Annotated in this window: 17 protein-coding genes and 1 riboswitch; of the genes, 8 read left to right on the forward strand and 9 right to left on the reverse strand. The window is 74.0% G+C overall.

Annotated features, from left to right (window positions below):
• The first annotated feature begins 13 nt into the window (after positions 1 to 13).
• Positions 14 to 2,149, forward strand: a complete 2,136-nt coding sequence (locus ACFOSY_RS10335; protein WP_394306449.1) for a UvrD-helicase domain-containing protein — start codon at positions 14 to 16, stop codon at positions 2,147 to 2,149.
• A 21-nt stretch (positions 2,150 to 2,170) separates the two neighbouring features.
• On the opposite strand, the gene ACFOSY_RS10340 is transcribed toward ACFOSY_RS10335, so the two are convergent.
• Positions 2,171 to 3,826: an N-6 DNA methylase gene (locus ACFOSY_RS10340; RefSeq protein WP_394306450.1), complete on the reverse strand. Its 1,656-nt coding sequence runs from the start codon at positions 3,824 to 3,826 to the stop codon at positions 2,171 to 2,173.
• Positions 3,827 to 4,075: 249 nt separating this feature from the next.
• Between ACFOSY_RS10340 and ACFOSY_RS10345 the strand changes: the two genes are divergently transcribed.
• The gene (locus ACFOSY_RS10345) at positions 4,076 to 4,228 is read left to right on the forward strand and encodes a hypothetical protein (protein ID WP_394306451.1); all 153 of its coding nucleotides are present in this window, start codon (positions 4,076 to 4,078) and stop codon (positions 4,226 to 4,228) included.
• Between the two features lie 29 nt (positions 4,229 to 4,257).
• On the opposite strand, the gene ACFOSY_RS10350 is transcribed toward ACFOSY_RS10345, so the two are convergent.
• The gene (locus ACFOSY_RS10350; protein ID WP_394306452.1) at positions 4,258 to 4,767 is read right to left on the reverse strand and encodes a hypothetical protein; all 510 of its coding nucleotides are present in this window, start codon (positions 4,765 to 4,767) and stop codon (positions 4,258 to 4,260) included.
• Positions 4,768 to 4,966: 199 nt separating this feature from the next.
• Between ACFOSY_RS10350 and ACFOSY_RS10355 the strand changes: the two genes are divergently transcribed.
• Positions 4,967 to 6,046, forward strand: a complete 1,080-nt coding sequence (locus ACFOSY_RS10355) for a hypothetical protein (protein WP_394306700.1) — start codon at positions 4,967 to 4,969, stop codon at positions 6,044 to 6,046.
• Between the two features lie 39 nt (positions 6,047 to 6,085).
• Here the strand turns inward: ACFOSY_RS10355 and ACFOSY_RS10360 are convergent, their stop codons facing one another.
• Complete coding sequence (locus tag ACFOSY_RS10360) at positions 6,086 to 6,745, reverse strand: ABC transporter ATP-binding protein (RefSeq protein ID WP_394306453.1); 660 nt, start codon at positions 6,743 to 6,745, stop codon at positions 6,086 to 6,088.
• Positions 6,738 to 7,724: an ABC transporter ATP-binding protein gene (locus ACFOSY_RS10365; RefSeq protein ID WP_394306454.1), complete on the reverse strand. Its 987-nt coding sequence runs from the start codon at positions 7,722 to 7,724 to the stop codon at positions 6,738 to 6,740. Before ACFOSY_RS10365 ends, ACFOSY_RS10360 begins: the two co-directional genes overlap by 8 nt.
• Positions 7,725 to 8,055: 331 nt before the next feature.
• On the opposite strand from ACFOSY_RS10365, the gene ACFOSY_RS10370 reads away from it, so the two are divergent.
• Positions 8,056 to 8,229 carry a hypothetical protein gene (locus tag ACFOSY_RS10370; protein ID WP_394306455.1) on the forward strand — a complete coding sequence of 58 codons (174 nt, stop codon included), beginning with the start codon at positions 8,056 to 8,058 and terminating at the stop codon, positions 8,227 to 8,229.
• Positions 8,230 to 8,314: 85 nt separating this feature from the next.
• Here ACFOSY_RS10370 and ACFOSY_RS10375 read toward each other — a convergent pair whose 3' ends face one another.
• From ACFOSY_RS10375 to ACFOSY_RS10385, 3 genes are read right to left on the reverse strand one after another with little or no spacing between them, the layout of a single operon-like run.
• Entirely contained in the window at positions 8,315 to 9,214 is a 900-nt protein-coding gene (locus tag ACFOSY_RS10375; protein WP_394306456.1) for an ABC transporter permease, read from the reverse strand.
• Positions 9,211 to 10,179, reverse strand: a complete 969-nt coding sequence (locus ACFOSY_RS10380; RefSeq protein WP_394306701.1) for an ABC transporter permease — start codon at positions 10,177 to 10,179, stop codon at positions 9,211 to 9,213. Before ACFOSY_RS10380 ends, ACFOSY_RS10375 begins: the two co-directional genes overlap by 4 nt.
• 20 nt (positions 10,180 to 10,199) lie before the next feature.
• Positions 10,200 to 11,792: an ABC transporter substrate-binding protein gene (locus tag ACFOSY_RS10385; protein ID WP_394306457.1), complete on the reverse strand. Its 1,593-nt coding sequence runs from the start codon at positions 11,790 to 11,792 to the stop codon at positions 10,200 to 10,202.
• A gap of 202 nt (positions 11,793 to 11,994) precedes the next feature.
• Positions 11,995 to 12,177: riboswitch (cobalamin riboswitch) on the forward strand.
• Positions 12,178 to 12,207: 30 nt separating this feature from the next.
• On the opposite strand from ACFOSY_RS10385, the gene ACFOSY_RS10390 reads away from it, so the two are divergent.
• Genes ACFOSY_RS10390 through ACFOSY_RS10405 form a run of 4 tightly spaced genes read left to right on the forward strand, consistent with a single transcriptional unit; the run spans position 12,208 to position 14,933 of the window.
• Entirely contained in the window at positions 12,208 to 12,927 is a 720-nt protein-coding gene (locus ACFOSY_RS10390; RefSeq protein WP_394306458.1) for an energy-coupling factor ABC transporter permease, read from the forward strand.
• A complete protein-coding gene (locus ACFOSY_RS10395; RefSeq protein ID WP_394306459.1) occupies positions 12,924 to 13,328 on the forward strand; it encodes an energy-coupling factor ABC transporter substrate-binding protein in 405 nt (134 codons plus the stop codon). Before ACFOSY_RS10390 ends, ACFOSY_RS10395 begins: the two co-directional genes overlap by 4 nt.
• Before the next feature lie 7 nt (positions 13,329 to 13,335).
• Positions 13,336 to 14,085: a cobalt ECF transporter T component CbiQ gene (gene cbiQ, locus ACFOSY_RS10400; protein ID WP_006136284.1), complete on the forward strand. Its 750-nt coding sequence runs from the start codon at positions 13,336 to 13,338 to the stop codon at positions 14,083 to 14,085.
• The gene (locus ACFOSY_RS10405; protein WP_394306460.1) at positions 14,082 to 14,933 is read left to right on the forward strand and encodes an energy-coupling factor ABC transporter ATP-binding protein; all 852 of its coding nucleotides are present in this window, start codon (positions 14,082 to 14,084) and stop codon (positions 14,931 to 14,933) included. The genes cbiQ and ACFOSY_RS10405 overlap by 4 nt, the downstream gene beginning before the upstream one ends.
• Here the strand turns inward: ACFOSY_RS10405 and ACFOSY_RS10410 are convergent.
• The gene (locus tag ACFOSY_RS10410) at positions 14,912 to 15,427 is read right to left on the reverse strand and encodes a hypothetical protein (RefSeq protein WP_394306461.1); all 516 of its coding nucleotides are present in this window, start codon (positions 15,425 to 15,427) and stop codon (positions 14,912 to 14,914) included. The two genes, ACFOSY_RS10405 and ACFOSY_RS10410, sit on opposite strands and share 22 nt — an antisense overlap.
• Positions 15,428 to 15,564: 137 nt before the next feature.
• Positions 15,565 to 20,523, reverse strand: coding sequence for a DNA repair ATPase (locus ACFOSY_RS10415; protein ID WP_394306462.1), 4,959 nt, complete (start codon positions 20,521 to 20,523; stop codon positions 15,565 to 15,567).
• Positions 20,524 to 20,577 lie beyond the last annotated feature (54 nt).

The raw sequence follows: 20,577 nt of genomic DNA on the forward strand, positions 1-20,577 counted from the left end.
AGGAAGACACCGTATGCCCCGGCTCGCCTTCGCCCAGAGTTTCTGGGACGGCTACGACACCCTGGAAAAGCCCGTCCGGGCCGGAGTGCGCAAGGCCATGGCGAAGTTCCAGGCCATGAGCGCCGCCGAACTCAACGCCGACAAGGGACTGCATCTGGAGTCCGTCGAGAACGCCCGTGACAAACGCATGCGCACCATCCGCGTCACGGACTTCTGGCGCGGTGTCGTCCTGGCGCCCGACGACGGCAGCGACGTCTTCCTGCTCGTCAACGTGCTGCCGCACGACGACGCCTACACCTGGGCCGCGAAGCGCCTCTACAGCGCGAACTCCGCGACCCGGGCCCTGGAGGTGCGCGACGCCGTCGCCCTGGACGAGCTGACGCCGCTGTACGAGAGCGCGGCCCGCTCCGCCCCCCGGCTGCTCTTCGAGCACGTCTCCGACGGCGCGCTGCGCGAACTCGGCATCGACGACCAGGTGCTGCGCGCCGCCCGCTCCCTGGCGGACAAGGCCCAGCTGGAGGCGTTCTCCACGCTCCTGCCGGAGGACCAGCTGGAGGTGCTCCAGTACCTCGCCGAGGGGTTCGGCCCGGAGGAGGTGTACCGGGACGTCGTGGCCGTCCGCCGGCCCGCCGACGCGCCCGCCGAGCCGGTCGAGGACCTGGCCACGGTGATCGCCAACACCCCCGCGCGCATCCGCCTGGTCACCGGCCCGCGGGAGCTGGAGGAGGCGCTGGAGAAGCCGTTCGCCGCCTGGCGGGTGTTCCTCCACCCCTCCCAGCGGCGCGTCGCCTACCGCACCTCGTACGGGGGCCCCGTCCAGGTCACCGGCGGCCCCGGGACGGGCAAGACGGTGGCGGCCCTGCACCGCGTCAAGCACCTGCTGGGCCGCTCCGACGACAGCCGCGTCCTGCTCACCACGTACACGAACGCGCTCGCCGCCGGCCTGCGCGACATGCTCGGCCTGCTCCTCGACGAGGACGAGACGCTGCTGGCCCGGGTCGACGTGACCACGGTGGACGCCTACGCCAACGGTGTGGTGCGGGCGGCGTCGGCGACCGCGCCCAGGCCGGTCGGGGACCGGGAGCAGCGGCAGCTGTGGGAGAAGGTCGTCAAGCAGCTGGATCTGCCGTTCACCGCCCGGTTCCTGGCGCAGGAGTACCGGCACGTCGTCCTCGCCCAGGACCTCCGCGACCTCGACGCCTATCTCGCCGCGAGCCGCCGGGGACGGGGCACCGGGCTCGGGCCCGCACGGCGCCGGGAGGTGTGGAGCGGGGTGGAGCGGTTCGAGCGGCTGCTGCGGGACCGCGGTGAGACCACGCACCTGGCGGTCTGCGCACGCGCCGCCGGTCTGCTCGCCGACGGGCCGGCCCCGTACGCCCATGTCGTGGTCGACGAGGCGCAGGATCTGCACCCCGCGCAGTGGCGTGTGCTGCGCGCCGCCGTGGCCCCGGGCCCCGACGACCTGTTCCTCACCGGCGACCCGCACCAGCGGATCTACGACTCGCGGGTGTCCCTCGGGTCCCTGGGCATCGCCACGGCCGGCCGCAGCTTCCGGTTGCGGGTCAACTACCGCTCGACGGAGGAGATCCTCGCCTGGTCGGCGCGGCTCCTGGCGCCCGTCACGGTCGACGCGCTCGACGGCGAGGGCACGGACTCGCTCGCCGGGTACCGCTCACTGCTGCACGGGGGCCGGCCCCAGGCACAGGGCTACGCCACCCGGCAGGAGGAGACCGAGGCCCTGGTGGACCGGGTGCGGGAACTGCTGGACGAGGGTTTGGCCCCGCACGAGATCGGCGTGTGCGCGCGCTTCAACCTCTCCCTGGACAGCGCGGAGGACAAGCTGAAGGCCGCCGGGATACCGGTGCTCCGCGTCAAGGGCCAGACCGCCCAGCACGCCGAGGGGGTGCGGCTCGCGACGATGCACGCGATGAAGGGCCTGGAGTTCCGGGCCGTGTCCGTCCTGGGTGTCGGCGAGGGAACGGTGCCGTTCGCCCGGGAGATCACCCCGCTCGAGGCGGACGCCCTCCAGCACGAGGCCGACCTGCTCCGGGAACGCTGTCTCCTCTTCGTCGCCTGCACGCGGGCGCGGGAGGCGCTGAGCGTGACGTGGAGCGGAGCGGCGAGCCCGTTCCTGGCACACCTCGCGTGAGGTCCGGCCGGCGCCCCGCTCTCACTTCTCCGGGGTCAGGGCGCCGGTGGTCAGGCCCTCGCGGGCGATGTCGGCGAGGCGGCGGCTCAGCTCGTGGACCTTGCGGATCCCATCCTCGAACTCGGACAGGGCCCGGAAGGCCGATCCGTAGCGGCGCTGGTCGTCGATCCCCATGCGGGGAACGCGCGCGCCCTTGCCGTCGAGGCGGTAGGTGCCGCTGGCGCTGGTGGACCTGCGCGCGTTGACGGAACTGCGCAGGAAGCCCCGCAGATAGTCCGTGTCGAGCTGATCGCTGGTCGACACCGGCTCGGTCCCCTCGAAGGCGACCAGCCCGGCGCGGGCGAGTTCCGCGACGCCGGCCGTGGCCGCGTCCAGGGCGCCCGGTCCGTCACCGGGGTCGAGCTGGGGCAGAAGGGCGGCGAGCCGGCCGAGCTCCCGCGCCAGCTCCTCGCGCAGGGCGGCGTACTCACCGGGGTAGTCGCGGTGCAGGGCCCGCATGTGGTTGCCGGGCGTCAGGTCGACGACGTCGTCCAGCAGCTCGATCAGCGGGACGTCCGCGACCTGGTCGGGGCGTGGCTCCAGGCTCGCCTCGGGGTCGTTGTCGGTCAGGTCGACCATGCGCACGGTGTGGTTGGTGTCGCCGGCGCCGGTGTTCATGGGGCGCCGCAGGCACCACAGGTGCACGGGGAGGGCGTGGGACGTCGCCGTACCCGGGGGCAGGGCGATCACCTGGCGCACGATGCCTCGGCGCACGAGTTCCGCCCTGATCCGCCGGCCCGCCTTGCGGTAGGCGACCGACGCGGGCATGACCATGAGGACCTGGCCGCCGGGCGCGGTGTGCGCGTAGGCGTGCTGGAGCCAGGCCAGCTCCCCCTCGGCCTTGGACGGGGTGCCCAGTTCCCAGCGGGAGTCGAGCAGCAGCTCCTCCCGTCCCCACTCGGTCACACCGGCCGGGGGGTCGCAGACCACCAGGTCCGCCTTGAGGTCCGGCCACTGGTCCGCGCGCAGGGAGTCGCCCGCGACGACGCGCACCCCCGGCCGGCCCACGAGGTCGGCCCGGAGCTGGGCGAAACGCGCGCTGTCCGCGTCGATCTCCTGGCCGCGGCGGCTCGCTCCGTCGTCGGCGGCGACCGACAGCAGCAGCGATCCGATGCCGCAGGCCGGGTCGAACACCGTGCCCCCGGTGGGCACTTCGGGTGCGAAGTGGCACACCGCCCGCACCACGCGTTCCGAGGTCACCTGGTCCGATCCCGAGCGCCGGGCCGAATCCATGAAACGTTCCGCCAGTCCGGTCACGACGTCGGCGGGTGACGCCGTACGGCTCAGCTCGCGCACGCGGCCGGCCACGTCGCCCGGCGGCTCCGGCGCGTCCTCACCGGCCAGCAGTCCCGCCACCTCGGCGAGGCCCGTCTGCATCTGCTCCCCGTAGGCGGCGCGCATCGTCTGCCACAGCTCGACCTCCGGCGACACCTCCTGGCCCTTGCGCTGCTTCGCGAGCCAGGCCTGGACCTCGGCGAGGGCGTAGAGGGGACTGTTCGCCGATCCTCCGGCGGGCGCCGGGAAGTCCTCGTAACGCCGACGCCAATTGGAAACGGCGGCCCGGGTGACACCGGCCAGCCGAGCGATGTCGGAGCCGGTGACAAGGGAGCCGGCCGGTGAAGCGGCGTTGTCCGTCATACACCCAGCGTACACGGCACCCCCGTGGACACCCTTGAGATGGATGCGTTGACACGCTACACATGCCACGGGAAGTCCCTTATGCACTCACCTCCGGGCGGGCCGCCTCGGCATTCCTTCACGCGCCTGGCACAACTTCCCCGAAATGCCCGCAGCGGCAGCGTTGTCAGTGCCGCCTGCCACGATCACCGCATGGACGACAACGGGTTCGACTGGCCCACGTTCCTGCGGCGGTGGCGGGACGAGTGAGTGCCGAGCGAGGAAGACGCCATCGAGCTGGCGGAGGGGGACCTGACCCAGGGCATCCTGCCGGAGCTGACCACCCGGTCCTGGAACCGGGCGCCCCGGGAGGGTGAGGTCTTCTCCTACGCCAGGGTCACCGGCGGCAGGCCGCGAACGTGACCCCGGGGCGTGCCGCCGGGGTCACCCGCTCACGCCGCCTCGTGGATCACCAGCTTGAACTCCGCCAGGACGATGTCCCGGGCCACGCTGTCGTCGTGCGTCGCTCGTACCGCGAGGGGGACGGACGGGTCGACGAAGATGCCCCAGCTCTTCGTCCAGCACTGCATGCCGGGGCTGGGCGGGCGGTGTTCCGTGGCCGTGGTGTCGTTGGGGCTGGGGGTGAGGCCGAGGGGGTCGCGGACGAACTGGTCGCGGAGTTCGTCGTAGTTTCCGGCCTCCCACTGGATCATCGCGTAGAGGGTGCCCCAGCCGGCCACGCTGGGCCATATCAGGCCGGAGCGGGGGTCGTTGTCCCAGTCGGTGATCACGTAGCCGTCGGGCTGGTTGACCTGGTGCATGGTGAAGCGGTCGCTGGACTCGGCGGATCCGAAGGGGAACCGGATGACCGTGTAGGGGCTGTTCGCCGGGACGGTCTGCGGGGTGTCCCGCTTGAGGGAGCAGACCTGGACTCCGGCGGCGGCCGTGGTGTGAGTGGACATGGTCCGGTTCTTCCCGGCGCGCGGGCCGGTGAGTCGGGCGGGGGCCGCTTCTGCGCGTGTTTTTTCCAGTGAACTTGCTTTTGCCATACAACCGTTCGAGTTGGCCGGTCGTCTGATGTGACGACCGGACCGGTCGCTTGACAAGGAGATCGTCATTTTCGCGTTGCGCAAGACCCTGACCACCACCGCCGTCGCCGGCATGGTCCTCGCGGGCACCGCCGCCTGCGGCACCGTGGAGAACCTGTCCGCCGGACAGAAGCTGGACAGCGCCTTCGACAAGCTCGGTGAGGAGCGTTCGCTCGCCTTCGAGCTGGACCTCGACACCGACGCCGACTCGCTGCTGGCGCTGGACGCCGAGCAGTCGGAGCCGGGCGAGGAGATGACGCCCGAGATCGCCGAGCTGCTCAGCGAGGCGACGATCAGCGTCTCCATGCACTCGAAGAAGCCGATCGCGACGTCCGAGGAGAAGGACTTCACGGCGATGGCGATGAAGGTCGACGGCCCGGACGGCGCCCTCCTCGAGTACCGGCTGGTCGGCGACTCCTTCTACGTCCGGATCGACGCCGCGACGCTCGGGGAGATGACGGGCAGCCCGATGCCTCCGGCCAGTGAACTGCCCGACGAGGCCAAGGCGTTCAAGAAACTCCTCGAGGGCGGGTGGATCAAGCTCTCCAAGAAGGAGCTGGAGCAGACCGGCAAGGGCATGAGCGGGGCGCCGGGCTTCGGCGGCGAGGCGCCCTCCGACGAGCCCAGCCTCGACGCCGGGACGCAGAAGAAACTGACGGACGCGCTGAAGAAGGCCGTCGCCGAGAACGTCGACCTCACCACCTCCGGCGGCTCGGACGGCACCGAGCACATCACGGCGACCGCGCCGTTCCGCACGCTGCTGACCGAGCTGTTCGGCGCGCTGAAGCCGCTGCAGAACGAGCTGCCGGGCGGGGAGGAGCTGCCCACCGCCAAGGACCTCGCGGACGCCCCCAACAAGAAGGTCAGCGCCGATTTCACGCTGAAGAACGGCGAGCTGACCGAGGTGTCCGTCGACCTCGCGAAGCTGGCGGAGAAGGCGAAGCCCAAGAAGCTCGCGCTGGTGCTGCGCGTGAGCGAGGGCGAGAAGCCTCAGGCGCCCGCCGGGGCGACCGAGGTGAACATCGAGGAGCTGATGAGCGGGCTCCTCACCGGCACCCTCGGCGGGGGTCTCGGGGAGGATCCGTTCGCGGACGCTCCGCTCACGGACGTCCCGTTCGAGGAGGGGGACCTCGTCGGGGACGCCTCCGTGTAAGACGCCCTGAGGCGCTTTCAGGGGGCGGGGGCCTTGGGCTCAGCTCGCGGCCACCGCCTCCCACGGGACCGTACGGTCGCACCAGCGGTTCAGCAGGGTGCGGTCGTGGCCGACCGACAGCAGGCCCGCCCCCGTCGACGCGCGGTAGTCCTCCACGACCCGCACCAGCGCGGCCGTGGTCGACGCGTCGAGCATCGCCGTCATCTCGTCGCACACCAGCCAGTGCGGGTGCAGTGCCAACGCCCGTGCCAGGCACGCGCGTTGCAGCTGGCCGTCGCTCACCTCGTGGGGGCGGCGGCCGAGCAGGTCCGGGGTGAGGCCCACGGTGTCGGCCAGTTCCGCCACGCGGTCGGCGGCCGAGGCGCGGCGTCCCGTCGCGCGCAGGGGTTCGGCGATCAGGTCGGCGAGGCGCAGCCGGGGGTCGGCGGCCAGGCGCGGCTGCTGGAAGACCACGCCGATCGCGGTGCGCTGCTCCCTCGGGGCGCGGTGCCGGAAGCCGCGGACGGGCGTGCCGTCGAGGACGACCTCACCGGCGTCCGGGCGGTGCAGCAGGGCGGCGACCCGGGCGAGGGTGGACTTTCCGCAGCCGCTCGGGCCGAGCAGGCCGACCGCCTCGCCCGGGGCGACGGTGAGGTTCGCGTCGCGGACGGCGGGGGCGCGGCGGTCGTAGCCGGCGGTGACGGCGCGCAGCTCAAGCACGGGTGTCCTCCGGGGTGCGGGTTGCGGGCGGGGTGTCGGCGGGGGCCGCCGGTACCGGGTGGTGGCAGGCGACGGTGTTCTCGAACGGCGGGAGGGCCGCGCAGGCGTCCGTGGCGCGGTCGCAGCGCGGGGCGAAGGCGCAGCCGTCGGGGAGGCTGCCCAGCTCCGGGGGCAGGCCGGGGACGGGCGTGAAGGACCGTTCGGGGAGGGCCTCCAGCAGACCCCGGCTGTACGGGTGCCGGGGACCAGGGGTGCCGAAGAAGCGTGCCGCGTCGGTCAGTTCGACGATGCGGCCCGCGTACATGACCGCCACGCGGTCGGCGATGCGCCCGGCGGCGGTCAGGTCGTGCGTGATCATCAGCAGGGCGTGGCCGTCGTCCACGTGCCGGCGCAGTTCGTCGACCGTCCGGTCCACCAGGTCGCGGTCCAGGCCGGTGGTCGGTTCGTCCGCGAGGAGCAGCGGGGCGTCGCCGACCAGCGCGAGGGCGGTCGCCGCGCGCTGGGCCAGCCCGCCGGACAGCTCGTGCGGGTGCCGGTCGAGGTGGTCCAGGGGGAACTCGGCACGGTGGGCCGCCTTTTCGGCGGCCGCACGGCGGGCGGCACGGCCGCGGACGCCGGTGAGATGGGCGACCGTCTCCTCGATGTGCGAACGGATCGTCCGCACCGGGGTGAGATGGGCCGCCGGGGACTGCGGGACCAAGCCGACGCGGCGGCCGCGCACGGTGCGGGCGAGGGTGCGCTCACCGGCGGTGAGCAGGTCGAGGCCGCCCAGGTGGGCGTGGCCGGCGGTCCGCGCGTTGGCCGGGAGCAGCCCGAGCAGGGCGGACGCCAGCACGGACTTGCCGCACCCGCTCTCCCCGATGAGCGCGAGACACTCCCCCGGCGCGACGTCGAACGACGCGTCCGACACGGCGGCGATGCGACGCCCTCCGGGGAGGAGGAAGCGGACGGAGAGGTCGCGCACGGAGAGGACGGGCACGGGGCGGGTCGAATCGACGCCGGGCCCCGGGACGGAGGGGGTGTCGGGGGCGGGTACGGCGGATGAGCTGGGCGCCTCGGCTGCCGGCGCGGGCGGCGCGGTTGGCGCGGGTGCGGGTGGCGTAGGCGGCCCGGTCAGCGCGACGCGGGTGCGCTCGGCTCCGGGCGCCGATACGGCGGGGGTGTCGGGCGCCTCGGCTGCCGACGCGGGTGGCCCGGTCGACGCGGTTGGCGCGGGCGCGGGTGACGTAGGCGGCCCGGTCGGCGCGAGGCGGGTGCGCTCGGCTCCGGGCGCCGACACGGCGGAGGCGCCAGGCGCCTCGGCTGCCGACGTGGCCGCGGGCAACCCAGGCGCCCCGGTCGGCGCAGCCGCCCCGGTCGACGCAGCCGCCCCGCTCGGCTCAGCCGCAGCCGCCCCGCTCGGCGCGACCGCACCGGCCGCCGAGGCCGTCCCCGTCCCCGTCCCCGCCGGCTCGCTGTCGCCCCTCGCCGCCGGCACCGGCTGACCCCCCGGCCGGGCGGAAGCGGCGTCGCCCCCGTCCGCCGGAGAAGGCGCCGGCGACGCCGGCCTCCACGACGCGTCCTTCGCGGTCACAGCATCAGCTCCGATCGGCGGCGGGGATTGATCCGTTCGCGCCAGGCGCCCGCCAGGCCGGCGACCGCGAGGGTGGGGACGATGAGGAACAGGCCGGGGAACAGGGTGGGCCACCACTGGCCGGCCAGGAGGGAGCCGCGGGCGCCCTGGATGAGGGTGCCGAGGCTCGCGGTGTGGGTGGGCAGGCCCAGGCCGAGGAAGGACAGGGCCGACTCGTGCCACATGGCGTGCGGCACCATCAGCACGGCGGCGAGGCCCGCCTGCGGCAGCACGCCCGGCAGCAGGTGCCGTACGGTCACCCGCCACCGGCTGGACCCGCCGGACACGGCCGCGTCGACGAACGGCCGGGACCGCAGCGACAGCACCTCCGCGCGGACGATGCGCGCGGTGGACAGCCAGTGCGTGAGCGCGACGGAGATCACCACCGGCCAGACGCCCGGGCGGAACATGGCCACGATGAAGATGCCGAGCAGCAGGTGCGGCACCGACGACAGGGTGTCGACCAGACGCATCACCAGGCGGTCGGCCCGGCCGCCGAGGGCGCCGGCGGCGGCCCCCACGGCGGTGCCGATCACCGTGGCGGTGAGCGCGGCCACCACACCCACCAGCAGCGACACCCGCAGCCCGTAGACGCAGCGCAGCAGCAGGTCGCGGCCCACGTCGTCGGTGCCGAACGGGTGCACCCAGCTGGGTGGTTCGAGCTTGGCGGCCAGGTCGACGGCCTGCTGGTCGAGCTGGACCAACGGCGGGACGAGAAGGACGGTGAGCACGGTCACGGCGACCAGGGCGGCGGACGCGCGCAGCCGCAGGGCGTGCGTGGAGCGGCGGGCGCCCCCGTGCGCCCGCCACACGGGGGCGGCCGGCTTCACGGCCACCGCGTCGACGTCGGACGTCACATCTCCTCCAGCTTCACCCTCGGGTCGATCAGCCCGTAGAGCAGGTCGGCGAGCAGGTTGCCGGCGAGGACGGCGGCGGTGGCCAGGGTGGTCAGCGCGGCCAGCAGCGGGAAGTCGACCGCCGTGGCGGCCTCCACCGTGGCCGAGGCGATGCCGGGCCAGCTGAAGACGGTCTCCACGAGCAGCGCCCCGGTGATGAGTTCCGGCACCCGGGAGCCGATGAGCGTGAGCACCGGCAGGAGTCCGGAGCGCAGGGCGTGGCCGAGCAGCACGGTGCGTTCGCTCAGGCCGCGCGCCCTCGCGCCGCGTACGGGGTCCTCCATGAGGGCGTCCCCGACGCCCTGGCGGACGTACAGGGTGAACCAGGGCAGCTGGGAGACGGCGAGGACGCCGGCGGGGAGGACCAGGTGCTGGACCAGCCCGCCGAACGTGACGCGGTCGCTGCCCGTGTCGGTGAGGCCGCCCGCCGGGAGGACGTCCAGCTGGAGGGCGAACAGCCAGACGGCGAGCAGCGCGATCCAGAAGACCGGGGCGGCCTCCAGGACGTACGCGGCGGAGGTGACCGCGCGGTCCGTGAACGAGCCGGGGCGGCGGGCCGCGAGCACGCCGAGCAGGGTCCCGAGCAGCACGGCCGCGGCGAACGCGACCGCGCACAACAGCGTGGACCACAGCAGGCGTTCGCCGATGACCTCGGCGACCGGCTGGCGCATCACCGTGGAGTGGCCGAAGTCGCCGCCGAGGGCGGAGGTGAGCCAGTCCCACCAGCGGGCGGTGAACGGCCGGTCCACGCCCAGGTTCTCCCGCAGCCGGTCCAGGGTCTCCTGGTCGGCGCCGAGCGCGGCGGTGCCCGCGTACGCCTTCACCGGGTCGAAGGGGGAGGCGGCGGCGACGGCGAACACGCCGAAGGTGACGACGAGGAGCACCGGCACGGCGTACAGCGCGCGGCGCGCCGTGAGCCGTGCCATCGCTCGCCAGGGGGCGTGGGTCATGCCGCGGGCTGCCAGTCCTCGACGTTCCACCAGGGCCCGGCGGCGAAGCCGTGCTCGTGGGGTTCGGTCTGGGTGGTGAGGCCCTTCCAGCGGTCGGCGAGTACGTACAGGTGGTCGATGTGGGTGAGGAAGGTGTAGCCGGGGTCCTTGACGAGGGCGCGCTGGAGGGCGTCGTAGGCGGCCTCGCGGGACTTGCGGTCCTGGGTGCGGCGGCCGGTCTCCAGGGCCCGGTCGACGGCCGGGTTGTCGTAGTGCGCCATGTTGTTGAAGCCGTCGCCGGCGAGGGAGGAGTGCAGGAGGGTGTAGAGGCCGAAGTCGGGGTCGCCGGTGCTGCCGAAGCCGGCGAGGACGGCGTCGTGCTTCATGCGCGGCTCGATGACCTCCCAGGTGGCGCTCTCCACGCGGACGTCGATGCCGGCCTTCTTGGCGTCGGACGCGTAGGCGAGGGCGTGGTCCTGGCGGACCTTGTCGCCGGAGGGGTAGTACAGCGTGAAGCGTGCGGGGCGGCCGTCCTTGGCGCGGATACCGTCCCCGCCCTTCGTCCAGCCGGCGGCGTCGAGGACGCGGCCGGCCTCGGCGAGGTCCTGCTTCCGCTCGACGTCCTTGGTGAACCAGGGGTCGTCGACGGGCAGCGGGCCGTAGGCGGGGCGGCCGGCGCCGTCGAGGATCTTGTCGACCATGGCCTGCCGGTCGACGGCGAGGTCGAGGGCGCGGCGGATCGCGGTGTCGCCGGTGACGGGGTTGCCGCTGGGGAGGGTGACGGCCCGGAAGTCGTAGGAGGTGGCCCGGTACGTCTTCTTGTCGTCGTCGCTCTTGAAGGTGGCGGCGAGGTTGGGCGGGAGGACGGCGCCGTCGAGGTCGCCGGAGCGGAGCCGGGTGGCGCGGACGTCGTCGTCGGCGACGATCGCCATGGTGAGCTTCTTCACCTTCGGGGCGCCGCCCCAGTAGTGCGGGTTGGCCTTGAAGGTGAGCTTCTCGCCCTTGCGCCAGTCGGCGAGGACGTACGGTCCGGTGCCGACGGGCTCGGTGTTGAAGGGGCCGGTGTTGGGGTCCTGCTTCCCGGCGACGTGCTCGGGGACGATCGGCAGCACCGTGCGGGCGGCGAACGGCGCGTAGGGGTGGTGGAGGGTGAAGACGACCGTGTCGTCGCCCACCGCGCGGACGTCCTTGACGGCCGCGAGTTCGCTCTTGGCGGTGTTGTTGGTGTCGTCGTCGAGGATCGTGCGGTACGTGAAGACGACGTCCCGCGCGGTCAGCGGCTTGCCGTCGCTGAACTTCACGCCCTCGCGCAGGGTGTACGTGTAGGTGCGTCCGCCGTCCGTGATCCGCGGAAGTGCCCTGGCCAGCGCGGGCTTCAGGGTCAGGTCGGCGGTGCGGGCGAGGAGGCCGTCGAAGAGCTTGGAGTTGCCGTCCTTGCCGTAGCCGAGGAGCGGGCTGAGGGTGTCGGGCTCGGAGGAGACGCCGATCACGACGGACTCGGCCGCGGCCGCGCCGTCCGTGGTGCCGGAGCCGCCCGGCGCGGAGCAGGCGGAGACCGCCGCGGCCGTCGCCAGCGCGGCGGCGGCGCCGCGTATCAGTCGGGTCGTCATCGAACCTCACATCCCTCTTGCCTGAAAATCGCTGTTGCATATTAGTTGCAGCAGGACTCTGCCCAGGACGGCGGCCCCTCAGTCACCCGTTCGAGCACGACGGGGCCACCAGCCCGAACACGCAGGTGTGCGCCGGGTCGCGAGCTGCCGGGCGCCCTCCGCGCGCCCCCCGTCGGCGCTTGTCACCGGGCCACCACGGGGACTACTGTCACCACGCCTTGGTGACGGGAAATCGGTGCGATACCGGTGCGGCCCTCGCCACTGTGATCGGGAAGTCCGGCTCCAGTCCTCACGGACAGCCACTGGGTCCCTCGGGACCCGGGAAGGCGGAGCACGGGCGGTGGTACCCGTCAGCCAGGAGACCGGCCAAGGCGCGTCAACCATCCACGAGGTGCTGGAGAGGGTCTGCTGAGCCATGCACATAGCCGAGGGTTTCCTGCCTCCGGCGCACGCGGTCGCCTGGGGCGTCGCGTCGGCGCCGTTCGTCGTCCACGGAGCCCGGTCGCTCGTCCGTGACGTGAGAGAACATCCCGAGAGCACACTCCTGCTGGGCGCGTCCGGCGCGTTCACGTTCGTCCTGTCCGCACTGAAACTGCCCTCGGTGACCGGGAGTTGCTCCCACCCCACCGGCACCGGGCTGGGCGCGATCCTGTTCCGGCCGCCGGTGATGGCGGTGCTCGGGACCATCACCCTGCTGTTCCAGGCGCTGCTGCTGGCCCACGGCGGGCTCACCACGCTCGGCGCGAACGTCTTCTCCATGGCGATCGTCGGCCCCTGGGCCGGGTACGCCGTCTACCGGCTGCTGCGCCGGTACGACGTGTCGCTGATGGGCGCGGTGTTCTGCGCCGCGTTCGTCGCCGACCTGTCGACGTACTGCGTGACGAGCGTGCAGCTGGCGCTGGCGTTCCCGGACCCGGGCAGCGGATTCCTGGGCGCGCTGGGCAAGTTCGGCTCCATCTTCGCCGCCACGCAGATCCCGCTCGCGGTCAGCGAGGGGCTGCTGACCGTGCTGGTGATGCGGCTGCTGGTGCAGTCCAGCAAGGGCGAGCTGACCCGGCTCGGGGTGCTGGTCGCCTCGGCGGCCGGGAAGCAGCGGACCGAGCCGGCCGAGTCGGCCCAGGCGGTGGCCCGATGAGCCGTAACGCGAAGATCAACTCCCTGCTCCTGCTGCTCGTCGCCGCCCTCGCCGTGATCCCGCTGGCGTTCGGGCTCGGCGACCACAAGGAGGAGCCGTTCGCCGGGGCGGACGGCGAGGCGGAGACCGCGATCACCGAGATCGACCCGGACTACGAGCCGTGGTTCTCACCGCTGTACGAACCGCCGTCCGGGGAGATCGAGTCGGCGCTGTTCGCCATTCAGGCCGCGATCGGGGCGGGCGTCCTCGCGTACTACTTCGGGCTGCGGCGCGGACGCCGGCAGGGCGAGGCGCGGGCCCGGGAGCGGGCGGCGGGAGACGCGGGCGCGGTGAATGCGGTGGACACCGCTGGCGCGGGCGACGCGGGCGCGTCCGCCGGCGTGGGCGACGGACGGGACTGACGCTTCCGTGCTGCCGATCGACGCGGCGGCGCACAGCAGCCGCTGGCGCCGCCGTCATCCGGTGGACAAGGCCGTCCTCGGTCTCGGTCTCACCGTCCTCGCGATCTCGCTGCCCGCGTGGCCGGGCGCGGCCCTGGTGCTGGTCACCGCGGTGGTGCTGCTGCTCGGCCCGGCGGGGGTGCCGGCCCGGCGGCTGTGGCGGGCCTACCGGGTGCCGCTGGGCTTCTGCGTCACGGGCGCGGTGACGCTGCTGGTGCGGGTGGGCGGTCCGGGCGGCTTCGTGTCCTGGGCCGAGGACGGGCCGCCGCGCGCCGGGGAGTTGCTGCTGCGCACCTCGGCGGCGTCGCTGGGCGTGCTGCTGTTCGCGTTCACCACCCCGATGTCGGACCTGCTGCCGCGCCTGGTGCGCGCCGGGGTGCCCGCGCCTCTGGTGGACGTGGCGCTGGTGACGTACCGGATGAGCTTCCTGCTGCTGGACTCGGTGCGCCGGGTGCACCGGGCGCAGGCGGCGCGCCTCGGGCACACCACCCGGGCGGCGACCTGGCGTTCGCTCGGCGGGCTCGGCGCGACCGCGTTCGTCCGGTCCTTCGACCGGGCGGCGCGGCTCCAGACCGGGCTCGCGGGCCGCGGCTACGACGGCACCCTGCGCGTGCTGGTGCCCGAGGCCCGGGTGTCCGCCCGGTTCACGGCCGCGAGCGGGGCGCTTCTGGCGGCGCTGGCCGCCCTCACCTTCGTCCTGGAAAGGCCCTTGTCGTGAGCAAGTCCGTGCTGGTCGCCCTGCGGGGTGTGTCGTTCGCGTACGAGGACGGGCCGCCGGTGTTCACCGGGCTCGACTTCGAGGTGCGCGAGGGGCGGGCGCTTGCCCTGCTGGGGCGCAACGGCAGCGGCAAGACGACGTTGATGCGGCTGCTGAGCGGCGGACTGCGTCCGCGGGGCGGTGAGTTGCTGCTGTCGGGCCGTGCGGTGCGGCACGACCGGAAGGGGCTGACGACGCTGCGGACCACCGTGCAGCTGGTGGTGCAGGACCCCGACGACCAGCTGTTCGCCGCGTCCGTGGAGCAGGACGTGTCGTTCGGGCCGCTGAACCTCGGGCTGCCCGACGCGGAGGTGCGCGCGCGGGTCGCGGAGGCGCTGGAGGCGCTGGACATCGCCGCGCTCGCGGACCGGCCCACGCATCTGCTGTCGTACGGGCAGCGCAAGCGGACGGCGATCGCGGGCGCGGTCGCCATGCGGCCGCGGGTGCTGATCCTGGACGAGCCGACGGCGGGCCTCGACCCGGACGGGCAGGAACGGCTCCTTGCCACCCTCGACGGTCTGCGGGCCGCCGGCACGACGGTGGTGATGGCCACGCACGACGTGGACCTCGCCCTGCGCTGGGCCGACGACGCGGCACTCCTCACCCCGTCGGGCGCCCACACGGGACCGGCGGAGGAGACGCTGTCCCGCCGGGACCTCCTCGCGGCGTCGGGCCTGAGGCTCCCGTGGGGCGTGGCGGCGGGCCTGTTCCTGCGGGCGCGGGGCCCGGCCGCCGACGACACGGCCCCGGCTCCCCGCACCCCGGAGGAACTGGTCGCGCTGCTGGGTCAGCAGCCGCCGCAGTTGTAGTACGTGACGTCCCAGTGGTTGCCCTCGTCGGCGTAGACGTTGCCGGAGCCGGAGCGCCACTGGGGGGCTCCGTCGCCGCGGACGCCGATGTAGGCGAAGGTGTTCTTGACGTAGTTCGTCACGCAGGTGTTCTTGCCGAAGTCGAGCTTGTAGCCGTTCCAGTGCGAGTACGTGCCGGAGGCGTGCCCGGTCTCGGTGCCGCCCGTGATGTTCAGGGCGCAGCCGCTGGCCCGCTTCAGGGTCTGGGCGCCCTGGGCCGTGGCCAGGTTCAGCTGGTCGAAGGACGTACAGGTGGGGACGTTGCGGTCGGAGCAGCCGCCGGACGACGACCAGGTGATGCCGACCTCGCGGAACATGGAGGTCGCGGTGGCGTGGCTGATCTTGGTGACGGCGAACGCCTCGCCGGCGGTGCCCACGACGGCGACGCCCGGGGCGACGACGAGGGCGAGAGCGGTCAGGACCGAACGGAGCTTCGGCGCCTTGGCGGTCTTCATGGGGGGACCTTCCTGCTGAGTGCCAGGGTGTGTGGGGCGGCTGTGCAGGCGGAGCAGACAGATGATGCCCGTGGTCTACGCGCGTCCGCCAGAGGACAAAACGGAATGTCGACGCCGGTCCTCTCGGTTCGGCGCGTTCAGCCGTTGCCCTCCTGTCGCGGCGGGGGCGCCGGAAGGTGCCGAGGGGCCGCCGTCGCCCGCGTGATCGCCGATTCGACCGCCGCGATGCGGTCGCCCAGCAGGGCGAGGGCGGAGACCGCACGGGTGAGGGCGTCGTCGTCGGGGGCGCCCAGGGTGAGTGTGCGGACGTGGGCCGCCTTCACCTCCGCCCAGCGGGCGGCCTGTTCGGGTGTGAGCGTGCCCCGCAGCTCCGCCAGCTTCAGCAGGTTCGCCTCGGCGCCGGTGGTGAGGGTCTGGGCCTCGGCCGTGTAGTGGTCCTCGACGACGGCGGACAGTTCGGCGTCGTTCATCACGGGCTGGATCCGCTGGGCGATCTTGTTCATGTTGCGGTAGGAGCCCTGGAGCAGGAACGGCGGCTCGGTGCGGGCGTCGTCGGAGCGGGCCGCGGAGGCGATGTAGGCCGCGTTCACCGCGAGGACGGTGCGGCGGGCCGTGAGCAGGTGGCGCAACACCGCGAGCACGCGGTCGAGTTCGGTCGGCGCGTACGGGTGGCGCAGGCGGTCCGGACGGGCCGTCGGGTCGTCGGAGGCGAGCCGGATCAGCAGGTCCAGGTCGGCGCGGTCGCGTCCGGCGAGCGGGGCGAGCACCGGGTTCGCGGTGAGCGCGTTCTCCACGAAGCTGAGCGCGAAGACGTCCTCCTTGCCGGTGAGGACGTCGCCCAGGTTCCACACGTCGGCCCGGTTGGCCAGCATGTCGGGGACCCGGAAGACCTCGCCGGACTCGGTGTACGGGTTGCCGGCCATGCACACCGCGAACCGCTTGCCGCGCAGGTCGTAGGTGCGCGGCTCGCCCTGCCAGACGCCTTCCACCCGGCGGGTGGCGTCGCACAACGGGATGAACTGCTGCAGCAGTTCGGGCGAGGTGTGCTGGATGTCGTCCAGGTGCAGCAGGGTGTTGCCGCCCGCCGCCAGCGCGAAGTTGATCTTCTCGACCTCCTGGCGGGCGGTGGCGTTCGGCGCCTCGGCCGGGTCGAGCGAGGTGACGCCGTGGCCGAGCGCGGGGCCGCTGACCCGCACCAGGACCAGGCCGAGGCGGTGGGCGACGTACTCCATGAGGGTCGTCTTGCCGTACCCGGGCGGGGACAGGAGCAGCAGCAGTCCGCCGGCGCCGGTGCGGGCGGACTCGCCGGTGGTGCCGAGCTGTTTGGCCAGGCTGTCCCCGATCAGCGGCAGGTACACCTCGTCGACCAGCCGGTTGCGGACGAACGCCGCCGTCACGCGCGGGCGGTGGTCGTCGAGGCGCAGCCGGGCGCGCTCGGCGGTGACGAGGGCGGCGCGGCGCCGCTGGAAGGCGCGGAAGGCGGGCACCTCGCGCGCCCGGAAGGCGTCGGTGCGGGCGAGGAACTCGTCCAGGCGGAGGGTGAGCCGGCGGTCGGTGATGCGCGGGTGGGCGGAGACCAGGCCCTCGACGGTGACGGTGAGGTTCGCGTCCGACTCGTGGCGGGGCACGTCCGGGCACAGCGCGGCGGCCACGGCCTCCGCGAGGTCCCCGGCGTCCTCCTGCTCGCCGGCCGCCCGCGCGTACGCGGTGAGCCACGCCTCGACGAGCTGGCGACGGGCGCCGAGGTCCGCGAGTGCGGTGAGGTCCTCGTCGTAGGCCTCGCCGGCGACGGTGCGGCGGAACTTGTCGAGCAGGGTGCGGGCGCGGGCGCTGATCACGAACCCCTCGGGTCCGGTGGTGAGTTCGTCGAGGAGGTACGCGGCACACGCCTCCGGGCGGACCGTGGCGTCCGGGTCCCACTCCCCCACCGCGCGGGCGAGTTCGTCCCGCAGCGCGTCCAGCGCGGGCGGCGCCCCGAAGGCGTCCCGGACCCGGGCGAGCGAGCGGGCGCGGCGGGTGAGGTCGGCGCGCTCCGGTTCCGTGGTGCCGTGCGCCCAGAAGAGCAGGGCGTGGGCGCGCACGGCGGCGGCGTGGCGCAGGGTGCCGGCGCCGTCGTGCAGCGGCAGCAGGGCGGTGAGGATCGCGGCCGCGTCGTGGTCGTGGACGCCCCGCTCGTACCCCTCGTCGTACGCCTCCACGGCGGCCGTGCGGACCAGGGCGGCGAGGTCGTCGGCGCCGGCGAGCGCGTCCGGGCCGTGCTCGTGGAGCAGCCGGGCGGCGAGGTGTTCGGCGCGGCTGACGCCGGGCGACTCGGACGGCAGGTGCCGGTCCCACAGGGGGCGGTCGGCGAGGAGGGCGGGGTCGGTGAGGGGGGCGCGGTAGTCGGTGCCGGTGAGGGCGAGGGCGAGGCCGTCCTGGTGCGGGACGACGGTGAGGTCGAAGGGCTGCGTGGAGACGGCGAAGCGGTGCGCGCCCAGACGGAGGGTGCGGCCGCCGTCGGCGTACAGGTCGGCGCGGTCGCGCAGGGCGCGGGCGGCCTCCTCGCGGGCGGAGCGCAGCTTGCCGTCGAGTTCCTCGGCGCGCACCCGGTCGCCGAGGGCGCGCAGGTCGTCGGCGCTGCGGCGGACCTTGGCGACCAGCGGGTCGGAGGCGAAGTAGGTGCTCACCGCGTCGGCGTCGGCGAGGGCGGCGCTGCGGCGGGTGACCGTCTCCAGGACCCGTTCGGCGGCGGAGGCGAGCTGGGCGGCGCGGCGGGCACGGGCGTCGGTGAGGGCCTGCTTGCGGGCGGAGAACGCGTCGTGGATCTCGGCGCGGCGGTCGGCGAGTTCGCCGAGGACGTCGTCGAACTCGGCGAACCGGGACTCCAGTTCTTCGAGCTGGGCGAAGACCCGGGCCATCTGGTCGTCGCAGGCGTCCGGGTCTCCGGCGGCGGCGAGGGCGCCGGTGACGGTCTGGCCGAGCAGGGTCAGCTCGGCGGCGAACCCGGCGCGCGCCTCCCGGTCGAGGAGGCTCCGGCGGCGGGTGTCGAGGCCGGCGCGGGCGCGGTTGACGCCGCCGAGGGCGTCGGCGACGCGCTCCAGAACGCCGGTGCGGACGGTGGCGTCGGCGATGTCGAGCCCGGCGACCACCTCGGTCACCGTGCGCAGCCCGTCGGCGAGTTCGTCGAGGCGGGCGGCGAGGGGTGCGGCCCCCGCGGTGGTGGTGACCGCCTCGATGTCGGCGTGCAGCCGCTCCAGGGCGGCGTGGTGGGCGGCGAAGGCGTCCTCGCGGGCCAGGAAGGCGACCGCGCGCTGTCCGAAGGAGGCGAGGTCGTCGTCGGCCTCGGCGGCGAGCGCGTCGATGCGCCCGTGGTCGGCGTACCGCATCTCCTTCAGGGTCAGCAGGTGGCCCTGGGCCTGGCGGAGTTCGGTGAGTCCGCGCACCCAGGCGGCGGCCTCGCGGGGCTGTGTCCCGCGCAGCCGGCGCACCACGGCGGTGATCCGCTCGGCGGCCTCGTCGAGGGCATCGGCGGCCCGGCGGGTGAGGTCGGTGACCGTCTCGAACTCGGCGAGCACCTGCTCGGCGGTGGCGCGCACCTCCTCCAGCGGGGTGCGCAGGTCGCCGACCTCGGGGTCGCCCAGCCAGTGGTGGGTGTCCAGGGCGCGCACGCAGGCGGCGGCGAGGGTCGCGTAGATCTCGGCGGTGGGGGTGGTCTCGGCGGCGGCGCGGGCCAGCGACAGGCAGTCGGAGACGCCCCGCACCAGGTCGGCGTTGCCCACCCGGGCCAGCGGCCCCTCGCCCACCGGCCGCGCGGCGGCGCGGGCATCGGACAGGTAGGGCGTGTCCCACAGCTGCACGGGGTGGACGCGGGCGGGTTCGTCGCCCTCGGGGCGCAGCAGGGTGAGGCGCCCGTCGTCGAAGAGGGCCCAGCCGTGGCAGGCCATCGGGGTGGCGACGGCCTCGCGGATCTGGTTGTAGGAGAGCAGCAGGGCGCGTCCGCGGGCGGGCGCGTGGAAGGCGTAGAGCACGTCCTCGCCGTACGGGGAGCGCACCTCCCGCTCGAACTCCATGCCCTCGGTGTCGAGGTCGTACGTCTTGTGGCCGCCGGCGGCGAGGCAGTGGCCGCCGGCGAAGACGATGCCCTGGTCCTCGGGCAGGCGGCGGCAGCCCTGTCCGATGCCGTCGAGGCGGACGACGGTGCGGGTGAGGGTGTTGAAGACGAGGTGGCGGTGGGCGGTCTCCTTGTAGGGGAGGATCCGCAGCAGGATCAGCGGGCCGACGCGGGCGTGGGCGATGTCGGCGTCGGCGAGGGACTGCAGGGGTTCGTCGACGGGTTCGCTGTGGATGCCGTCGGGTGTGCCGGTGTCGTTCTCCGTCTTGACGGTGAGGGTGCCGCCGAGGGTGTCGACGAACACCTCGCCCTGGACGGAGACGTGCGGGTGGCGGCCGAGGACGTGGTCCTCGCGGGTGGCGGGCGTCCATTCGATGTCGGCGGGCGGGCGCTGCGCGTGGTCGCGGTCGCCGCGGGCGTCGAGGAACGTCACCTGGCCGTCGTCGGTGACGGACCAGCGCAGGACGCGGATGTCGCCGGCCTTCTCGCCGGTCTGGAAGACGGCGAGCAGCTTGCCCTCGACGCGGCGCAGCCGCAGCAGGCGGGCCTGCCGGTAGTAGCGGTGCAGGGCGGCGAACTCGCGGAGGAAGGCGGGGGCGTCGAGGAGGCCGGGCACGGCGTCGTCGGGCAGCCGGTTCAGGTCGCGGTCGTGGGCGGCGAGGACGTCGCCGACGGTGATGTCCCGGTCCGGGCGGGGCCGGGGCTCGTAGCCGAGGAGCAGCACGTCGCCGACGGCCACGACGTCGCGGGGCACGGCGGTGCGTTCGGTGCGCAGCCGCTCGGTGGCGGTGAGGCGCAGCTCGGGCGCGCCGAACTCCTCGGCCCGGCGCCGGTTCAACGCCTCGGCGCGGCGTGCGAGTTCGGCGGCGCGGGCGGTGAGGCGGTCGCGCAGCACCTGGTAGGCGCCGCCGTCGGCCGCGGCGGCGGGCCGGTCGGTGACAGCGGCCGGGGCGGCGCCGGCCGGGCGGGCGCCGTCGTGGATGGGCTCGTGGGTGCCGGTGGTCATGGCTGCCTCTCGGGAAGGAGCCGTCCGGGAGCCGCCGTCCCCTGTGCGGCGGCG

This window comes from Streptomyces lusitanus (assembly GCF_042647945.1).
Classification (GTDB): Bacteria; Actinomycetota; Actinomycetes; order Streptomycetales; family Streptomycetaceae; genus Streptomyces; species Streptomyces pseudogriseolus.